The sequence below is a fragment of the Streptomyces tricolor genome (assembly GCF_002155905.1).
Lineage (GTDB): Bacteria > Actinomycetota > Actinomycetes > Streptomycetales > Streptomycetaceae > Streptomyces > Streptomyces tricolor.
In genome coordinates, this window is record NZ_MUMF01000103.1 from 21,421 (window position 1) to 40,220 (window position 18,800).

At 71.0% G+C, this 18,800-nt stretch carries 15 protein-coding genes; 1 reads left to right on the forward strand and 14 read right to left on the reverse strand.

The window, feature by feature from the left end:
• Positions 1-117: 117 nt before the first annotated feature.
• The 13 genes from CCN44_RS08785 to uvrC form a co-directional block, all read right to left on the reverse strand.
• A complete protein-coding gene (locus CCN44_RS08785; RefSeq protein ID WP_237481442.1) occupies positions 118-912 on the reverse strand; it encodes a thioredoxin domain-containing protein in 795 nt (264 codons plus the stop codon).
• Positions 913-1,013: 101 nt separating this feature from the next.
• A complete protein-coding gene (pgi, locus tag CCN44_RS08790; protein ID WP_086697284.1) occupies positions 1,014-2,666 on the reverse strand; it encodes a glucose-6-phosphate isomerase in 1,653 nt (550 codons plus the stop codon).
• 57 nt (positions 2,667-2,723) lie between these two features.
• Complete coding sequence (locus CCN44_RS08795; RefSeq protein ID WP_059248695.1) at positions 2,724-4,001, reverse strand: MFS transporter; 1,278 nt, start codon at positions 3,999-4,001, stop codon at positions 2,724-2,726.
• Between the two features lie 123 nt (positions 4,002-4,124).
• Entirely contained in the window at positions 4,125-4,460 is a 336-nt protein-coding gene (locus CCN44_RS08800; RefSeq protein WP_003976875.1) for an RNA polymerase-binding protein RbpA, read from the reverse strand.
• 203 nt (positions 4,461-4,663) lie between these two features.
• Positions 4,664-4,900: a preprotein translocase subunit SecG gene (gene secG / locus CCN44_RS08805; protein WP_189397269.1), complete on the reverse strand. Its 237-nt coding sequence runs from the start codon at positions 4,898-4,900 to the stop codon at positions 4,664-4,666.
• Between the two features lie 107 nt (positions 4,901-5,007).
• Positions 5,008-5,784, reverse strand: coding sequence for a triose-phosphate isomerase (tpiA, locus tag CCN44_RS08810; RefSeq protein ID WP_059248697.1), 777 nt, complete (start codon positions 5,782-5,784; stop codon positions 5,008-5,010).
• A 5-nt stretch (positions 5,785-5,789) separates the two neighbouring features.
• Complete coding sequence (locus tag CCN44_RS08815) at positions 5,790-7,001, reverse strand: phosphoglycerate kinase (protein WP_059248698.1); 1,212 nt, start codon at positions 6,999-7,001, stop codon at positions 5,790-5,792.
• 136 nt (positions 7,002-7,137) lie between these two features.
• A complete protein-coding gene (gap, locus tag CCN44_RS08820; protein ID WP_059248699.1) occupies positions 7,138-8,145 on the reverse strand; it encodes a type I glyceraldehyde-3-phosphate dehydrogenase in 1,008 nt (335 codons plus the stop codon).
• 297 nt (positions 8,146-8,442) lie between these two features.
• Entirely contained in the window at positions 8,443-11,397 is a 2,955-nt protein-coding gene (locus CCN44_RS08825) for a M14 family metallopeptidase (RefSeq protein ID WP_086697285.1), read from the reverse strand.
• Between the two features lie 152 nt (positions 11,398-11,549).
• On the reverse strand, positions 11,550-12,539 hold the full coding sequence (gene whiA, locus CCN44_RS08830; protein ID WP_030605113.1) for a DNA-binding protein WhiA: 990 nt from the start codon (positions 12,537-12,539) through the stop codon (positions 11,550-11,552).
• Positions 12,530-13,597: a gluconeogenesis factor YvcK family protein gene (locus CCN44_RS08835; protein ID WP_059248700.1), complete on the reverse strand. Its 1,068-nt coding sequence runs from the start codon at positions 13,595-13,597 to the stop codon at positions 12,530-12,532. The genes whiA and CCN44_RS08835 overlap by 10 nt, the downstream gene beginning before the upstream one ends.
• A complete protein-coding gene (gene rapZ / locus CCN44_RS08840) occupies positions 13,594-14,676 on the reverse strand; it encodes an RNase adapter RapZ (RefSeq protein ID WP_086697286.1) in 1,083 nt (360 codons plus the stop codon). Before rapZ ends, CCN44_RS08835 begins: the two co-directional genes overlap by 4 nt.
• Positions 14,673-16,796, reverse strand: coding sequence for an excinuclease ABC subunit UvrC (gene uvrC, locus CCN44_RS08845; RefSeq protein ID WP_086697287.1), 2,124 nt, complete (start codon positions 16,794-16,796; stop codon positions 14,673-14,675). Before uvrC ends, rapZ begins: the two co-directional genes overlap by 4 nt.
• A 699-nt stretch (positions 16,797-17,495) precedes the next feature.
• Here uvrC and CCN44_RS08855 point away from each other — a divergent pair.
• Positions 17,496-18,440, forward strand: coding sequence for a hypothetical protein (locus CCN44_RS08855; protein ID WP_086697288.1), 945 nt, complete (start codon positions 17,496-17,498; stop codon positions 18,438-18,440).
• Between the two features lie 58 nt (positions 18,441-18,498).
• Here CCN44_RS08855 and CCN44_RS08860 read toward each other — a convergent pair.
• The coding region (locus CCN44_RS08860; protein WP_086697289.1) for a Rieske (2Fe-2S) protein at positions 18,499-18,800 on the reverse strand (302 nt) is incomplete at its 5' end.

Sequence of the window (18,800 nt, forward strand, 5' to 3'; positions counted from 1 at the left end):
GTGCCTCGGGAGAGCCGTGCCCCGGGACGGCCGTGTCCCGGGACAGCCATGCCTCAGAAGCGCCGCGCCCCGAGACAGCCATGCCTCAAAAGGACCGCGCCCCGAGACAGCCGGGTCTCAGAAGGCGCTCTCCTTCCAGCCCTCCGGGTCCTTCCGGATCCTGGTCAGCAGGGTGCCGAAGACCTCGGGGTCGAACAGCACACCGTTGTACTCGGCCGGGATGCGGACGCCGTTGATGTCCGCGGTCGGCGTGCCCGGCCCGCCCGGTTCCTCCGCCCCGCCCGCCTGCTCGTACGCCTTCTCGGCCGCGGTGACGAACGACCGGTACTTCATGGTCTTCACGGCCGAGTCGAACGCGGGCCCGCGCAGCCCCTCGACCCGCCCGGCCAGTTTCAGCAGATAGGCGTCGGTGAATCCGTCGACGCTCTCCTCGGGCTGGTGGGCGTACAGCACGTCGTGGTACTCGGCGAACTTGCCGGCGTCCAGCGCGGCCCGCAGCGCGTTGACCGCCTTCTTGGAGCCGGAGCCGCCGACCCGGTCGTCCAGGAAGGAGGCGAGGACGTACTCGATCCTCGCCTCCCGGCGCACCGCGGCCCTGCGCAGCTCCGGCGCGCCGCCCCTGACTTCGAACTCCTCGCACACCGGGCACCGCGGGTCCTCGTACAGCCGCACGGCCACCGGGGCGTCCGGGTCGCCGACCACGATGGTCGTGCCGTCCGCCGCGAGCCGCTCCGGCAGGTCCTCGGGACCGGCGTAGTCCCCGTCGGCCACGATCTCGGCGTCGGCCTTGGCTCCGGCCTTCGGGCGGTCGTCCTTGGCGTCGTCCGACGGCTTCTGCCCGCCGCCGCAGCCCGTGGCCGACAGCCCCATCACGGCCACCGCGACGGCCGCGGCGAACCCCCTGCGCATCATGTGTGCTTCCTCCCCTGGATCAGCGGAACCCTAGGTGATCAGCACAGAAAACGCACAAAGGACGGTCGTCGCGGCCGGCCGGGCGGTGACCGGGCGGCGGTTCAGCTCCGGCCGCGCAGCTCCCGGTACGCGGCGACGAGCGCCTTGGTCGACGCGTCCAGGCCGGGGACGTCGGCGCCCTCGGTGAGGGCGGGTTCGACGCGCTTGGCGAGGACCTTGCCCAGCTCCACGCCCCACTGGTCGAAGGAGTCGATGTTCCACACCGCGCCCTGCACGAACACCTTGTGCTCGTAGAGGGCGATCAGCTGGCCGAGCACGGAGGGGGTCAGCTTGCGGGCGAGGATCGTGGTCGTCGGCCGGTTGCCCTGGAAGGTCTTGTGCGCGACCAGTTCCTCCGGGACGCCCTCCGCGCGGACCTCCTCGGCGGTCTTGCCGAAGGCGAGCGCCTGGGTCTGGGCGAAGAAGTTGGCCATCAACAGGTCGTGCTGGGCCTTGAGTTCCTCGCTCAGCTCGGCGACCGGCTCGGCGAAGCCGATGAAGTCCGCCGGGATCAGCTTGGTGCCCTGGTGGATCAACTGGTAGTAGGCGTGCTGCCCGTTGGTGCCCGGCGTGCCCCACACCACCGGGCCGGTCTGCCACTCCACCGGCCGGCCGTCCCGGGCCACGGACTTGCCGTTGGACTCCATGTCCAGCTGCTGGAGGTAGGCGGTGAACTTGGACAGGTAGTGGCTGTACGGCAGCACGGCGTGCGACTGGGCGTCGTGGAAGCTGCCGTACCAGATGCCCAACAGCCCCAGCAGCAGCGGGACGTTGGCCTCGGCGGGCGCGGTGCGGAAATGGTCGTCGACGATCCGGAAGCCGTCGAGCATCTCGCGGAAGCGGTCCGGGCCGATGGCGATCATCAGGGACAGGCCGATCGCGGAGTCGTACGAGTACCGGCCGCCGACCCAGTCCCAGAACTCGAACATGTTCGCCGTGTCGATGCCGAACTCGGCGACCTTCTCCGCGTTCGTGGACAGCGCCACGAAGTGCTTGGCCACCGCCGCCTCGTCACCCAGCGCGGCCAGCAGCCACTGCCGCGCGGACGTGGCGTTGGTGATGGTCTCGATCGTGGTGAAGGTCTTGGAGGCGATGATGAACAGCGTCTCCGCCGGGTCCAGGTCCCGGGTGGCCTCGTGCAGGTCGGCGCCGTCCACGTTCGAGACGAAGCGGACGGTGAGGGCGCGGTCGGTGAAGCTGCGCAGCACCTCGTACGCCATCGCGGGGCCGAGGTCGGAACCGCCGATGCCGATGTTGATCACGTTCTTGATGCGCTTGCCGGTGTGGCCGGTCCACTCGCCGGAGCGGACCCGGTCGGCGAAGTCGCTCATCCTGTCGAGCACGGCGTGCACGGCCGGGACCACGTTCTCGCCGTCGACCTCGATCACCGCGTCCCGCGGGGCGCGCAGCGCGGTGTGCAGCACGGCCCGGTTCTCGGTGACGTTGATCTTCTCGCCGCGGAACATGGCGTCCCGCAGGCCGAAGACGTCCGTCGCCGCGGCCAGCTCGCGCAGCAGCCGCAGCGTCTCGTCGGTGACCAGGTGCTTCGAGTAGTCGATGTACAGGTCGCCGACCCGGAGCGTGTACCCGGTGCCGCGCGCGGGGTCGGCGGCGAACAGGTCCCGCAGATGAGTGTCCGCCAGCTCCTCCCGGTGCTTGGCGAGAGCGGTCCATTCGGGCGTCTGGTTGAGCCTGGTACGGCCGTCTGCGTTCATTTCCGAATTCAGCCTTCTTTCGTGCACCTGTCCCGCTGCCGGTTCCAACCTAATTGATCAGCGCGCGGGGCGAGCGGTCGTGGCGCCGTCGTCCGGCGCACCCACGGGTACGTCCCCCTTGCCGGCCGATATCAGCGCGGTGACGGACAGCACGAAGAACGCGGCCGCGACCAGGGCGGGCGTGTTGGCGCCCCACGCGGTGGCCACGGCACCGCCGAGGAGGGCACCGACCGGGGCTCCCGCGACGGCCAGGGTACGGAAGGCGGAGCTGACCCGGCCGAGCATGTCGGCGGGGGCGCGCTGCTGCATCAGGGTGGTGCTGTTGACGTTCCACAGCATGCCCATGAACCCGAAGACCGCGAGGGCGGCCACCAGGGCGGCCAGGCTGCGCACGGAGCCCATGACGACGAGGGCGCCGATCTGCACGGCACCGGCCGACAGCACCGTACGCAGGGGGCCGAGCCGGCCCGTGATCCGCCGGTTCGCCGCTCCCCCGGCCAGCCCGCCGACGGTGTACGCGGTGGCCGCCGCCGCGTAACCGCCGCTGCCCGCGTCCAGCCAGCCGGTCACGAGGACCACCAGGGTGGCGATCAGGGCGCCCATCCCGATGTTGCACAGGGCCGTGGAGGCACACAGGCCGCGCAGGGCCCGGTCATGCCACAGGGTGCGCAACCCCTCGGCGATGTCCCGGCGCAGGGTGCTGCCCGCCGCCCTCGGCCCGCGCTCGGGTGCGGCGATCCGCAGGGACGCGACCAGCGCGGCCGCCACGAGGAAGGTGACCGCGTCGGCCGCGAAGGGCACGGCCGCCCCCGCGGCGATCAGGACCGGCACGGCGGGCGCCCCGAGCAGGCCACCGCTGATCTTCTGGCCGGTCAGCAGCCGGGCGTTGGCACTGCCGAGGGCCTCCCGGTCCACCAGCGACGGCAGCAGGGCCGTGGCTGCGTTGTCGAACAGCGTCTGGAGCGCGGTCAGCGTGAAGGCGAGCACGACGAGCAGGGCGATCGAGGCGTGCCCCAGGGCGACGGCCACCGCGAAGGCGGCCACGAGCAGCCCGCGGATCGCGTCCACCATCCACATCGCGCGCCTCTGGTCCACGCGGTCGGCGACCGCACCGCCGAGCAGCCCGAAGACGATCCAGGGCAGATAGCCACAGGCCGTCACGGCAGCGATGAGCAGGGGCCGGTCGGTCAGCGAGGCGGCGAGCAGCGGCAGCGCGGCCGTACGCAGCGCGTCGCCGAAGCTGGAGAGCACGGCGGCGCTCCACAGCCGGCCGAAGCCGCCGCGCCACGCGGGCGCACACCGCTCCCCTGCCTCGACCGCTCCGACCGCTGCCACAACTCCCCCTCACGGTTCCCGCCTTCACGAAACACCGTAGAGGGCACCACTGACAACGGCCGTCCGCAGCGGGGCGAAACGGCTCCGGCCAGGCGCCCGCAGGCACCCGGCCGGTGAAAACTCCTAGATCTCGCCCCGCAGTTTGGCGAGCGCCTCGGCGAGGATCGCCTCGCCGTCCGCGTCGCTGCGCCGCTCCCGTACGTACGCGAGGTGCGTCTTGTACGGCTCGGTGCGCGGGGGGTCCGGCGGGTTGTCCCGGTCCTGGCCGGCCGGGAAGCCGCAGCGCGGGCAGTCCCAGGTCTCGGGAACCTGCGCGTCGCTGGCGAAGCTGGGCTGCGTCTCGTGCCCGTTGGAGCACCAGAAGGAGATGCGCAGACGCGGCGCGGACTCGCCGCGCTCGGCCTCGCCCATCGGCCCCGCCCCGACCCGGCTTCCTCGGATCGCGTTGCCACTTGCCACGGTCGTAACTCCCTGCGTGATGGTGCCGCGAAGCGAGTCGGCGTTTCGCTTCGCTGCGAGCGCCTCAGTCTACGTAAGGCCCAACGCGCGTCCAGCGATTGGAGTTACCGGCCCCCATATCCAGACGCAAGCCCCATGATAGGCCGCGCTCAGGAGCACGTACCGAACATGGGGCGTTACGAGTGGAATGTGCTGTTCGCGTGTCAGTTGGTCGTCTTCATCACGATGCCGAGGACGATGATGCACGCGAACCACAGCAGGCCGACCACGATGGTGATCCGGTCGAGGTTGCGCTCGGCGACCGACGAACCGCCGACGGAGGACTGCATGCCGCCGCCGAACATGTCGGAGAGGCCGCCACCCTTCCCCTTGTGCATCAGCACCAGCAGCATCAGCAGCAGGCTGAAGACGATCAGGGCGATCGAGAACCCCAAAACCACGGCTGGACCAACTTCCTCGGATTCGGATGGACGACGGGGGCACAGCGCCTGGCTGTGCCCCCGCAAGGGTACGACGTATCGCCGCTACCGCCTACTCACTGCTCGCGTCACTGATCGCGGAAGCGTACGATCTTGACGAACTCGTCGGCGTCCAGCGAGGCACCGCCGACCAGGGCGCCGTCGATGTCGGCCTGCGCCATGATCTCGGCGACGTTGCCCGACTTCACGGAGCCGCCGTACTGGATGCGGACCTTGTCGGCCACGTCCTGCGAGTACAGCTCGGCGAGCTTGGCGCGGATGGCGGCGCAGACCTCCTGCGCGTCCTCGGCGCCGCAGACCTTGCCGGTGCCGATGGCCCACACGGGCTCGTAGGCGATCACGATGGTCTCGGCCTGCTCGGCCGGGAGGTCCTTCAGACCGCCCTCGACCTGGCTGAGGGTGTGGGTGACGTGGTCGCCCGCCTCGCGGACGTCCAGCTCCTCGCCGACGCACAGGATCGGGGTGAGGCCGTGCTTGTAGGCGGCCTTGACCTTGGCGTTGACCACGTCGTCGGTCTCGTTGTGGTACTGGCGGCGCTCGGAGTGGCCGATCACCACGTAGGTGCACTTCAGCTTGGCCAGCATCGGGCCGCAGATCTCACCGGTGTAGGCGCCGGAGTCGTGCTGCGAGATGTCCTGGGCGCCGTACTTGATCTTGAGCTTGTCACCGTCGACCAGGGTCTGCACGGAGCGCAGGTCGGTGAAGGGCGGCAGGACGGCGACCTCGACGGCCTCGTAGTCCTTGTCGGACAGGGCGAAGGCGAGCTTCTGGACGTGGGCGATGGCCTCCAGGTGGTTGAGGTTCATCTTCCAGTTGCCCGCCATCAGCGGCGTGCGCGTGCTCATTGAGGTCAGTCCTCCAGTGCGGCGAGGCCGGGGAGCGTCTTGCCCTCGAGGTATTCGAGGGAGGCGCCGCCACCGGTCGAGATGTGGCCGAATGCGGTCTCGTCGAAGCCGAGCGTGCGCACGGCCGCGGCGGAGTCACCGCCGCCGACGACGGTGAAGCCGTCGGAGTCGACGAGTGCCTGGGCGACCGCCTTGGTGCCCTCGGCGTAGTCGGGGTGCTCGAAGACGCCCATGGGACCGTTCCAGAAGACGGTCGCGGCGTCGGCGAGCTTCGAGGCGTACAGCTCTCGGGTCTTGGGGCCGATGTCCAGGCCCTCCTGGTCGGCGGGGATCTTGTCCGCGTCGACCACGGTGTGCTCGGTGGGCGCCTTGGTCTTCAGGTCCGGGAAGGTCCGGGAGACCACGACGTCGACGGGGAGCACCAGCTCGACGCCCTGCTTCTCGGCGCGCTCCATGTACTCGGTGACGGCCGGGACCTGGTCCTCCTGGAGGAGGGAGATGCCGACCTCGTGGCCCTTGGCCTTGAGGAAGGTGTAGGCCATGCCGCCGCCGATGAGCAGGCGGTCGGCCTTGTCGAGCAGCTGGTCGATGACGGCGAGCTTGTCGGAGACCTTGGCGCCGCCGAGCACGACGACGTAGGGGCGCCGGACGTCCTCGGTGAGCTTCTTCAGGACGTCGACCTCGGTGGCGATCAGGTAGCCGGCGTAGTGCGGCAGCTTCGCCGGGAGGTCGTAGACGGAGGCGTGCTTGCGGTGCACGGCGCCGAAGCCGTCACCGACGTAGACGTCGGCGAGGGCGGCGAGCTGGTCGGCGAAGGCGCCGCGCTCGGCGTCGTCCTTGGACGTCTCGCCGGCGTTGAAGCGCAGGTTCTCCAGGACGGCGACCTGGCCCTCGGCGAGGCCGGCCACCGTGTCCTGCGCGGACTGCCCGACGGTGTCGGTCGCGAAGGCCACGGCGGAGCCGAGGAGTTCACCCAGGCGGGAGGCGGCCGGAGCGAGGGAGAAGGCGGGGTCCGGGGCACCCTTGGGGCGGCCCAGGTGCGAGGCGACGACCACCTTGGCGCCCGCGTCCGCGAGGGCCTTGACGGTGGGCAGGACGGCGCGGATGCGGCCGTCGTCGGTGATCGTCCCGTCGGACAGCGGCACGTTGAGGTCGGCGCGGACGAAGACCCGCTTGCCGCTCACGCCGGCGGCGAGAAGTTCGTCGATCGTCTTCATTGAGTGGACTCCTACAGGAGGGCTCGTGGTGCACCTGATCGTAAAAGGACGTGGTCAGTACGTGGGACAGGGCCCGGACAGCGCGGCGGTGCGCTGCACGGGCCCTGCTCTCACTTCGGAGGTCCTGCTTCAGCGATCAGAGCTGCTCGCCGACGAAGACCGTGAGGTCGACGAGGCGGTTGGAGTAGCCCCACTCGTTGTCGTACCAGCCGATGACCTTCACGTTCTTGCCCTCCTGGACCATGGTCAGGGAGGAGTCGAAGGTGCAGGACGCCGGGGCGTTGACGATGTCCGAGGAGACGATCGGGTCCTCGGTGTAGTCGAGGAGGCCCTTCAGCTCGCCCTCGGCGGCCTTCTGGAAGGCGGCGTTGACCTCTTCCTTGGTGACCTCGCGGCCCAGCTCCACGACCAGGTCGGTGACGGAGCCCGTCGGGACCGGGACGCGCATGGCGATGCCGTCCAGCTTGCCCTTGAGCTGCGGCAGGACCAGGGCGGTGGCCTTGGCGGCACCGGTGGTGGTCGGGATGATGTTCTCGGCGGCGGCACGGGCGCGGCGCAGGTCCTTGTGCGGGAAGTCCAGGATGCGCTGGTCGTTCGTGTACGCGTGCACCGTGGTCATCAGACCCTTGACGATGCCGAAGTTCTCGTCGAGGACCTTCGCCATCGGCGCCACACAGTTGGTGGTGCAGGAGGCGTTGGAGATGACGTGGTGGTTCGCCGGGTCGTACTTGTCCTGGTTGACGCCCATCACGATGGTGATGTCCTCGTCCTTGGCCGGAGCCGAGATGAGGACCTTCTTGGCGCCGCCGGCGATGTGCTTCGCGGCGTCTTCCTTCTTGGTGAAGATGCCGGTGGACTCGATGACGATGTCGACGCCCAGCTCGCCCCACGGGATGTCGGCGGGGTTGCGCTCGGAGAGCACCTTGATGGTGTGACCGTCGACGGTGATGGTGTCGGCGGTGTGGGAGACCTCCTGCTTGAGGCGGCCCAGGATCGTGTCGTACTTGAGCAGGTGGGCGGTGGTCGCGGTGTCACCCAGGTCGTTGACAGCCACAACCTCGATGTCCGCTCCCTGCTCCAGCAGCGCGCGGAAGTAGTTACGACCGATGCGGCCGAAGCCGTTGATGCCTACGCGGATCGTCACGAACCGATCTCCTCGTTGGTACGCCGGCTATGCGGTGCCGGCGAGCTCTGTTTGGGATGTCCCCGACCACCACCGACCCTACCTCTCTGAGGGCCCCGGAGTGACATCGAGATGCCGCATACACGGGCAGGCAGTCCGTACCCGCCAGTAGGGGTACGGACCACCAAGGATCGCCAATGGCTTCGCCCGTATTTGTTACGGAATGCGGCCCCGTATTGACGCTGTTATCACTCGTTCGTGAGCGGGTCGGCTCACCTGTTGAGGGCTGCTGGGTGCACCGTTGAGAGGGGGCTGCGCTCACCTGTCGAGCGCGTCGAACGCCTTCCTCAGCAGCGCCGCCCGGTCGGCCGCCGACGGCACCTGCTCCAGGCCGAATCCGAGCAGCACGGTGTCGTCCGTCGTGACCGCTCCGTACGTCTGGAACAGGGTCCCGGTGCGCGTCCAGTCCTTCAGCACCGCCGGGCTGCCGGCGGGCGGTCCGGCCGCCGTCCAGGCGCCCAGGGACGACTCGAAGCCCTCGGTCTCCCGCGCCACGCCGCCCACCGTCAGCGAGGCGTCGTCGGCGAGGACGCCGTGTCCGCCGGTGCCGGGGTCGGTGACGTAGCTGATCGAGACCTCGACGGACGTGCCGGCGTACCCGCTCAGGTCGAAGCTCACCTGCTGCCAGCCGCCGGAGTCGCCGGTGAGGCTGTGCCAGGAACCGGTGGTGCCGGTCGCGGTGCAGGCGTTGCCCGTGAGGGTCAGGTAGTGCTTCAGCCAGGGGTGCTCACCGACCAGGAACCCTGCCCCGCAGTCCTGCGGCACGGCCGCCTTCGTGGCCCCGCCGGTCTCCGGCAGGGTGGTCCAGTCGTCGGCGCCCACGGTGTGCGCCTCGACCACCGCGTGGTCGTAGCCGGCCTCGGTGTCCCACAGCAGGCGGGTGCTGAGGACCGGCTTGTCGGCCGCGCCCACACCGGTGAGGTCGATGGTGCGGGTGAGGCGCTTGTAGGCGTCGTCGGTGTGCACGGCGGCGGCCATGGCGGAGCCCGTGTACGGCCCGTACGGGTTGACGGTTCCGGCGAAGGTGCCCGCGCCCGCGCTCTTGAACTGCGGGAAGGTCCCGGCCGGCAGCTCGTCGGAGGTGACGCCGTAGGTGCCGGCCTTGTCGAGCGGGTTGCCGGGCGCGTCGCCTAGGGCGCCGGTGAAGCCGCTGAGCGCGCCGGAGCCGGTGAAGCCGGTGGCCCCCTTGGTCGACGTACGGCTGTAGGCGCCCAGGTAGTACTGGCTGAAGTCGTCCGACAGGGTGCCGTCGCCGAGGTCGACGCTGCCGCCGGCCAGCTCGCCGGCCTCGATCAGCCTGCCGCCCTCGTTGAGGTAGGCGCGCAGCTGGAGCTGGGTGGCGTTGGCCGGGCCGTTCGCGCCGGAGTAGTGCACGACCGTCCGGAAGTGCTTCAGCACGCCCAGCGCGTCGGGGGCGCCCTGGGCGGCCACGTCCCAGACGAGCGCCCGGTGCCCGGCGGCCTTCAGCGCGTCCACGTACGTCCGCGCCTGCGTGGCGGCCGTGCCCTCCTCGGCGACCACGAGCGTGTCCGCCTTCGGCCGCTTCGCGACGGTGTAGGTGAAGCGCTCGCTGGTGACCTTCCTGCCGCTCCTGGTCTCGCCGGTGAACCACACCTCGACCTTGTCGCCCGGCTCGCCGTCCTGCACGGCGGCGCGGTACTCGTCGAAGTAGAGGTTGTCCTCGCCGCCGTAGACCTGCCCGCCCTTCCAGGGCCTGAGCGCCTGGTCGAGCGTACGGCCGCCGTTGACGCGGTACTTGAGCTCCTTGTCCCGGATCGCCTTGCGGGCGACGACCGCGACCTCCTGGTCCGCGCCCCGGGAGTACGACACGGCGAACGTGGCCGGGGTGAAGTCGGCGGCCTTCAGGCCGACCGAGGAGGCCGGCCTGTCGGGGTGTGCGGCGGTCTCGGCGACGGAGAGCGCGAACGGGACGTTCTTGGCGAACTCCTGCTGGATCAGCTTCTCGTCGTCGGGGAAGTTGAACACCGACTGGCAGTCCTGGCGCTTCCAGGGGTCGTCCGGGTCGAGGTCCGACGCGGTCTGACAGGTCGACATCTCGGGGGTGAACATCGCCATGCCGTTGACGTTCGACGCGTGCCCGTCCGCCTCGCCGTTGGTGGTGTACAGCTCGGAGGAGACCTGCGGGCGGTAGCCCGGGACGGCGGAGTTGCCGGGGGTGCCGGCCAGCGCCCGGTAGAGGACGTCGTCGGGGGTCGGCGTGGCCACCTGCCAGCCGACGCCGTAGAGGATGAGTTCGGCGGCGGAGTGATAGTTGATGCCGTACCGGAAGCCGATGCGCTTCTGCAAGCGGTCCAGGGCCTTGGTCTCGGGCTCGGAGCCGGGGCTCGCACCGCGGTAGGTCTGGCTGGTGGGGTTGGGGGACGAACCCTCGTCGTCGTAGCCCCACTTGTAGGGGAAGTTGCGGTTGAGGTCGACGCCGTCGCCCGTGCCGATGACCCCGTCGCCGTTGACGTCCCGCAGGTTCTTGCGCCACAGGCGGGTGCCGGGGTCCTTGAAGGTGTGGTCGTAGCCGTCCGGGTTGGCCGAGAGGACGAACCACAGCTCCGTGGAGTCCACGATCTTCTTGACGCGCTTGTCGGTCGTGTAGTGGTCCAGGTAGTAGTGCAGCAGACGCCGGGTCATCTCCGGCGTGATCCACTCGCGCGCGTGCTGGTTGGACATGTACAGCACGGCGGGCCGGGAGCCGTCCTTCGCCTTCTTCGCGTTCCTGGTCAGCTTGAGCGCGAGGATGTCCTGGCCCTTGATGGTCCTGCCGATGGACTCGACCTTGGTGAGGCCGGGGTGGGCCCGGGCGGTGCGGAGGATCTCCTCCTTGAGCCCGCCGCTCCCGCTGTACGGGCGGAACACGCCCTGGGCCGCGTCCTCGACGCGGGCCTCCGCCTTGGCCGACAGGGTGTGCTCGGTGAGGGCGACGCCCTGCTCGCGCAGTTGCGCGGCCTGCTTGTCGGTGAGGTAGACCTCGACCTTGCTCCTGCCGCCCTCGGTCACCTGCTCACCGAGTTCGTGGCCGTCCTGGCCGGCCTTGAGCAGCAGGGGTACCTGCTGCTTCGTGACCTCGGCACGGAAGACCTTGACCTCGTCCGGCTCGGACGGCGCCGGACTGCCGTGCTGTGCGTGGGCGATGGGTGCGAGGCTCGCTCCGCCGAGCAGAAGCGCGCCGACAGCGAGGATCGATCTCGCTCTGTGTCTCATGAACCCCCCTAGCGGTGGTCCGCCACAGCGACGAACAGGTTGCCAGGCTCATGTCACTCCAAGATCGAGTCAAGAGCGCCGCATGGACACGCGAACGCCGGTGCCGACCACCCGATCGGGCTACGGCACCGGCGAGTTGACGCGCCGTCCGGTCAGCCGGCCAGGTTCTCCGCCAGCTCCTCGGTGAGGTTCGCCTCCGTGCCCGGGATGCCCAGGTCGGCGGCGCGCTTGTCGGCCATCGCCAGCAGCCGGCGGATACGGCCGGCGACCGCGTCCTTGGTCAGCGGCGGGTCGGCGAGCGCGCCCAGCTCCTCCAGCGAGGCCTGCTTGTGCTCCATGCGCAGCCGTCCGGCGGCGGCGAGGTGCTCGGGCACCTCGTCACCCAGGATCTCCAGGGCGCGCTGGACCCGGGCACCGGCGGCCACGGCGGCGCGGGCCGAGCGGCGCAGGTTGGCGTCGTCGAAGTTGGCGAGCCGGTTGGCCGTGGCCCGCACCTCGCGGCGCATCCGGCGCTCCTCCCAGGCCAGCACCGACTCGTGGGCGCCCAGCCGGGTGAGCAGGGCGCCGATCGCGTCACCGTCCCGGACGACCACCCGGTCCACGCCGCGCACCTCGCGGGCCTTCGCGGCGATCGACAGTCTGCGGGCGGCCCCGACCAGCGCGAGCGCCGCCTCCGGGCCCGGGCAGGTCACCTCCAGGGACGAGGAACGGCCGGGCTCGGTGAGCGAGCCGTGCGCCAGGAAGGCCCCGCGCCAGGCCGCCTCCGCGTCGCAGGTGGCCCCGGAGACCACCTGCGGGGGCAGCCCGCGGATCGGCCGTCCCCGCCCGTCGACCAGGCCGGTCTGCCGGGCCAGCTGGTCACCGCCCGCGACGACCCGTACGACGTACCGCGAGCCGCGGCGCAGTCCGCCGGGCGCCATCACGATCAGCTCGGAGCTGTGCCCGAAGATCTCCAGGATGTCCCGCTTGAGCCGGCGCGCCGCCATCGCGGTGTCCAGCTCGGCCTCGATCACGATGCGCCCGCTCACCAGGTGGAGGCCGCCGGCGAACCGCAGAATGGCGGAGACCTCCGCCTTCCTGCAGCAGGTCCGGGTGACGGGGAGCCGGGAGATCTCGTCCTTCACCGCTGCCGTCATCGCCATGGGCCGATCCTTCCATGCATCCGAAAAATACGGTCGTACGCGGCGGCCAACAGCTCCGGGTCGTGCCGGGGGGAACCATCGGTCCGGGCCACCGGCGCCAGCTCGACCGCGGCTCCCAGCCGCTTGGCGGCCTCGGTGAGCGAGTCGCGGTCGGGCACGGCGGCCTCGTCGGCCAGCACCACGTCCAGGGCGAGTTTAGGGGCGTGTCGCCCCAAAACCTCCAAATGACGCTGCGGGGAGAAGCCCTCGGTTTCTCCCGGCTGCGGCGCCAGGTTCAAGGACAGCACCCGGCGCGCCTTGGTCTCGGTGAGGGCGTCCAGCAGCTCGGGGACGAGCAGGTGCGGGATGACCGAGGAGAACCAGGAGCCGGGACCGAGCACCACCCAGTCCGCGTCCAGGACCGCCGCGACCGCCTCCGGGACGGCGGGCGGGTCGTGGGGCACGAGATGCACCGACTGCACCTCGCCGGGCGTCAGGGCGACGGTCGCCTGCCCGCGCACCGTGTCCACGTCGTCCGGTCGCTCCGGGTCGTGCCCCTTGACCAGGGCCTGCAGCTCCAGCGGGACGGCCGACATGGGCAGCACCCGCCCGTGCGCGCCGAGCAGCTTGCCGACCAGGTCCAGGGCCTGCACATGGTCGCCGAGCTGCTCCCACAGGGCGACGATCAGCAGATTGCCGACCGCGTGGTCGTGCAGATCGCCCTTCGTCTGGAAGCGGTGCTGGATGACCCGGGCCCAGGTCTGGCCCCAGTCGTCGTCACCGCACAGCGCGGCCAGCGCCTTGCGCAGGTCACCGGGCGGCAGCACACCCAGCTCGTCCCGCAGCCGGCCGCTGGAGCCGCCGTCGTCGGCCACGGTGACGACGGCGGTGAGGTCGCCGGTGATCCGGCGCAGCGCGGCGAGCGACGCGGACAGGCCCATGCCGCCGCCGAGCGCGACCACCTTGGGCTGGGCGCCGCGCCGGCGGGGCCGGCCCCCGCGCGCCTCGGCCGGGCGGCCGACGCGCGCATCGGGCACCATCCGGCGCAGCCGGCTCAGCCGCGGTGTACGTTCCGTCATTCCCGTCCCATGTCCCGGTGCACGACCACCGTCTCCACGCCCTCGGCCGCGAGGCGCGCGGCGAGCTTCTCCGACATCGCGACCGAGCGGTGCTTGCCGCCGGTACAGCCGATGGCGATGGTCACATACCGCTTGCCCTCGCGCCGGTACCCGGCCGCGATGAGCCGCAGCAGCTCGGCGTACCGGTCGAGGAACTCCTTCGCGCCGGGCTGGTTGAAGACGTAGGCGGCGACCTCCTCGTTGACGCCGGTGTACGGGCGCAGCTCCGGGACCCAGTGCGGGTTGGGCAGGAACCGCATGTCCGCGACCAGGTCGGCGTCGACCGGGAGGCCGTACTTGAAGCCGAAGGACATCACGGTGGCCCGCAGCTCGGGCTCCTCCTCGCCGGCGAACTGGGCGTCCATCTTGGCGCGCAGCTCGTGCACGTTGAGGCTGGAGGTGTCGATCACCAGGTCGGCGTCGCCCCGCAGCTCGCGCAGCAGCTCCCGCTCGGCGGCGATGCCGTCCACGATGCGCCCGTCGCCCTGGAGCGGGTGCGGGCGGCGCACCGACTCGAAGCGGCGGACCAGGGCCTCGTCGGAGGACTCCAGGAAGACGATCCGCCGGGTGACGCCCCGGGTGTCCAGGTCGGCGAGGGACTCGCGCAGATTGTCGAAGAAGCGCCGGCCGCGCACGTCGACGACGACCGCGATCCGCGCCACGTTGCCCTGCGAGCGGGCGCCCAGCTCGACCATGGTGGGGATCAGAGCGGGCGGCAGGTTGTCCACGACGAACCAGCCGAGGTCCTCCAGACACTTCGCGGCCGTGGACCGGCCGGCCCCCGACATGCCGGAGATGATCACCAGCTCGGGGATGGCCGCCTCGGGGGCCCCGGCTGTCTCGCTGCCCGTACTCACCTGTGCTCCGTTGTCCTGGCCGTTGTCCTGGCCCGTGTCCTGGCCGGCGTCCTGGCCTGTGTCCGGCCGGCCTGTGTCCGGCCGGCTCGTGTCCTGACCGGCGTCGTTCCGGACGACGTCGTCGCCCGTGGCGTTGTGCGCCTGATCTCGCTGTGCTGTGGGCTGTGCGTCGTGCTCGGTCATGTCTCCTGCCCCCGTCGTTCGTCCGGGACGCCCGCGGTCACGGGCTCCCCCGAGGAACCCCCCGTCGTATCGGGTTCCTCGTCCTCAATGATCTCTCCGGTCGCCGTGTTCACGGCGGGTGCGGCCGGGGCCGCCTGGGCAAGGGCCACGGCGATCGTCTCGGCCGTCTTCCGGCCTATCCCGGGCACTTCCTGGATCTGCTCGATTGTGGCCGACCGCAGCTTCCTCACCGAGCCGAAATGCTTGATGAGCGCCTGTTTGCGGGTCTCGCCGAGGCCGGGGACGTCGTCCAGCGGGCCGGCGCGGAAGCGCTTGGTGCGCTTGGTGCGCTGGTAGGTGATCGCGAACCGGTGGGCCTCGTCACGGACGCGCTGGAGCAGGTAGAGACCCTCGCTGGTGCGGGGCAGGACCACCGGGTCGTCCTCGCCGGGCACCCAGACCTCCTCCAGGCGCTTGGCGAGGCCGCAGACGGCGATGTCGTCGATGCCCAGTTCGTCCAGGGCCCGCCGGGCCGCCGCGACCTGCGGCTGACCACCGTCGACCACCACCAGCTGGGGCGGGTAGGCGAACTTCTTGGGGCGGCCGTCGTCGTCCTTGAAGGAGTCGGAGACGAGGGAGTCGCTGCCGGGGGAATCGGTGAGCGCGCCGTCGCCGTCGGCGAGGGAGCCGTCGGTGCCGGAGCCCTCGGCGAGGGAGCCGTCGGCCCACTCCCCCGTCCGCTCCTTCTCGGCGAGGTAGCGCTTGAAGCGGCGGGTGATCACCTCGTGCATGGAGCGGACGTCGTCCTGGCCGGCGAAGCCCTTGATCTGGAAGCGGCGGTACTCGCTCTTGCGCTGCAGGCCGTCCTCGAAGACGACCATGGAGGCCACCACGTCCTCGCCCTGCAGATGCGAGATGTCGTAGCACTCGATGCGCAGCGGAGCGCTGTCCAGGTCGAGGGCCTCGGCGATCTCCTCCAGCGCACGCGAGCGCGTGGTCAGGTCGGAGGCGCGCTTGGTCTTGTGCAGCGCGAGGGCCTGCTGGGCGTTGCGCTGCACGGTCTCCATGAGCGCCTTCTTGTCGCCGCGCTGCGGTATGCGCAGCGACACGTTCGCCCCGCGGCGGCCTGTCAGCCACTCCTGGACCGGCTGGACCGGCTCGGGCAGGGCCGGAACCAGCACCTCCTTGGGGACCGCGTCCCCGCTCTCCTCGCCGTACAGCTGTTGCAGGGCGTGCTCGACCAGGGCGCCGGTGGTGACCTCCTCGACCTTGTCGGTCACCCAGCCGCGCTGACCGCGGACCCGGCCGCCGCGTACGTGGAAGATCTGCACGGCCGCCTCCAGCTCGTCCTCGGCGACGGCGATGAGGTCGGCGTCGGTCGCGTCGGCGAGCACGACCGCGTTCTTCTCCATAGCCTTCTTCAGGGCCTCGATGTCGTCGCGCAGGCGGGCCGCACGCTCGTACTCCATCTCCTCGGCCGCCTCCATCATCTGCTTCTCCAGACGGCGGAGGTAGGTACCGGTACGGCCGGCCATGAAGTCGCAGAACTCCTCGGCCAGCTCCTGGTGGTCCTCGGGGGTGATCCGGCCGACGCAGGGGGCCGAGCACTTCCCGATGTAGCCGAGCAGGCAGGGGCGGCCGGTGCGGGCGGCGTTCTTGAAGACGCCGGCCGAGCAGGTACGCACCGGGAACACCCGCAGCAGCAGGTCGACGGTGTCCCGGATGGCCCACGCGTGCGCGTACGGCCCGAAGTAGCGCACGCCCTTCTTCTTGTGACCGCGCATCACCTGCACGCGCGGGAACTGCTCGCTCATCGTGACCGCGAGGTACGGGTAGCTCTTGTCGTCGCGGTACTTGACGTTGAACCGGGGGTCGTACTCCTTGATCCAGGAGTACTCCAGCTGCAGCGCCTCCACCTCGGTGGACACCACGGTCCACTCCACGGACGCGGCGGTGGTCACCATGGTCCGGGTGCGCGGGTGCAGGTTCGCCAGGTCCTGGAAGTAGTTCGCCAGGCGCTGGCGCAGGCTCTTCGCCTTTCCGACGTAGATCACCCGGCGGTGCTCGTCACGGAACCTGTACACCCCCGGAGAGTCCGGGATGTCTCCCGGCCTGGGGCGGTAGCTGGAGGGGTCGGCCATGCTTCACACCCTACTGGCGAGCACCGACACCGCGTCGGGCCTGTGGACAACGCCCCCGCCCGTCCGGCCACCCCGCCGAGACCTCACGCCGCACTCCCGGCCCACCGGTCGCATACCCGGCCCGCCGGCCGCACTCCCGGCCCACCAGCCGCACGCCCGGCGCACCGGCCGCATGCCTTGCCGGGAGGAACGGCACGCTCCCCGGGCGTACGCATCCACCCGCGCGGGCCTCGGTCCTTTGGGCGTCGCCCCGGCCTCGAGGTGCCTCGGCCCCAGGGGCGCCCCGGTCCTCGGTCGTCTTTTCTCCCCCCGGTCACCGGCCGTCTTCTCTCTCCCTCCGATTCAGGGCGACCTCTCTGAACGTCCGGCGATCGCGTTCCGGTCATGCCGCGAACGCCGCCGCCCGCGCCCGCCCCTCCGGCCAGGCCCCGGATCAGGCCTGCGGCACCCCACGACAGGGCCCGCCCGCCCTCCGTGGAGCGGCAAGGTCCGGCCAGTTGTCCGGAACGGCGGGGTCCGAGGTGTTGTCGGGTTCTGGTCAACACGCTTCAATGCGGGGGAACTCGGGGCCGTGCGCACATGCGTCCGGGCGCGGCGTGCCCAGCCACGGGCGTCCGCAGCGCCCACGGGGGTGGCCCCGCACACCCGCACAGGCGGTCTGACCAGCCGTAGCGACACCTCACAGAAAGGCCCCTCGGCATGCGGCATGCCACAGAGCACGCGGACGTCCCCACCGCGGAGCTGGACACGGCCCTGCGCGGCGGCCCCTTCCACGTGGCGCTGCGCGCCGCGATCGCCGCTCGCGGACTGCCGCTCCAGCGCGTGCAGCACCATCTGTCGCGCCACGGGGTCAAGGTGGGCGTCACCAGCCTCAGTTACTGGCAACAGGGCGCCCGGCGCCCGCAGCGCCCGGAGTCGCTGCGGGCCGTACGGGCACTGGAGGAGATCCTCCAGCTGCCGGACGAGTCACTGATCCGGCTGCTCGCCGAGTCCGACGAGGGCACGACCGGGCGTCCGGCGGGCCGCTCCTACCGCTCCCTGATCGAGGCCTCCGACGTCGTGGACCGGCTCACCGCCGACCTCGGCTGGTCCCTGGACGGCGGACTGCACACCCTGGGGCATCACGAGTGCGTCCGGATCGGCGCGCGGCGCGAGCTGGCGAGCCGCGAGGCCCACCACATCGTGCGGGCCCACCGCGACGGCGTCGACCGCTTCGTCGCCGTCCACCACGGCGACCCGGGCTGTGATCCGCGCCGCGTCACCGTGCACGCCCTGGAGAACTGCCGCACCGGTCGACTCCGCTGGGACCAGGACACCGGCGTCCTGGTGGCCGAGCTGCTCTTCGGCACCCGCCTGCGTACCGGCGACACCTTCCTCTTCCGCTACCGCATCGAGGACGGCACGGCCGGGGCCTCCCGCGAGTACCTCCACCGGTTCGGCTTCCCCGGCGGCCAGTACGCCCTCCAGGTGCGCTTCGACACGGCCGCCCTGCCGGTACGCTGCCACCGCTTCGCCCAGCACTCGGCGGCGGCTCCGCGCAGCGGCCGGCAGGAACTGTCCGTGACCGGCCCGCACCACTGCGCCCACGTGGTCGAGTCACGGATCCGGCCGGGCATCGTGGGGATCGCCTGGGACTGGGAGTGAGCGGTCCCTCAGGGCCGGCGGGCTGAGTCGCGGGCCCCGGAAGCCCGCGGCGCTCCGGTCAGTCCGCCGGACCGGCGACGATCCTGCCGTTCGCGGCCTTCACCGTCAGCTCGGTCAGCGGCACGGTGGCCGGCGCCTCGACCACCTTGCCCGTCACGGCGTCGAACTCACTGCCGTGGCAGGGGCAGATCAGGGTCGTCCCCTGGAGCTTGTTGATGGGGCATCCCGCGTGCGTGCAGATCGAGCTGTACGCCTTCAGCTCGCCGTCCTTGTCACGGCTGACCACCACGTTGTGGTCCCGGTAGAGCTTGGCCGCGCCCTCGGCGACCTCGCTCTCGGCACCGAGGTCGACCGGCGCGG

What these genes read in the sequence shown, in the direction of transcription:
- CCN44_RS08785 (WP_237481442.1), bottom strand. Translation starts at nt 912, where the DNA reads ATGATGCGCAGGGGGTTCGCCGCGGCCGTCGCGGTGGCCGTGATGGGG.
- pgi (WP_086697284.1), bottom strand. Translation starts at nt 2,666, where the DNA reads ATGAACGCAGACGGCCGTACCAGGCTCAACCAGACGCCCGAATGGACC.
- tpiA (WP_059248697.1), bottom strand. Translation starts at nt 5,784, where the DNA reads ATGAGCACGCGCACGCCGCTGATGGCGGGCAACTGGAAGATGAACCTC.
- CCN44_RS08815 (WP_059248698.1), bottom strand. Translation starts at nt 7,001, where the DNA reads ATGAAGACGATCGACGAACTTCTCGCCGCCGGCGTGAGCGGCAAGCGG.
- CCN44_RS08825 (WP_086697285.1), bottom strand. Translation starts at nt 11,397, where the DNA reads ATGAGACACAGAGCGAGATCGATCCTCGCTGTCGGCGCGCTTCTGCTC.
- whiA (WP_030605113.1), bottom strand. Translation starts at nt 12,539, where the DNA reads ATGGCGATGACGGCAGCGGTGAAGGACGAGATCTCCCGGCTCCCCGTC.
- CCN44_RS08835 (WP_059248700.1), bottom strand. Translation starts at nt 13,597, where the DNA reads ATGACGGAACGTACACCGCGGCTGAGCCGGCTGCGCCGGATGGTGCCC.
- rapZ (WP_086697286.1), bottom strand. Translation starts at nt 14,676, where the DNA reads ATGACCGAGCACGACGCACAGCCCACAGCACAGCGAGATCAGGCGCAC.
- uvrC (WP_086697287.1), bottom strand. Translation starts at nt 16,796, where the DNA reads ATGGCCGACCCCTCCAGCTACCGCCCCAGGCCGGGAGACATCCCGGAC.
- CCN44_RS08855 (WP_086697288.1), top strand. Translation starts at nt 17,496, where the DNA reads ATGCGGCATGCCACAGAGCACGCGGACGTCCCCACCGCGGAGCTGGAC.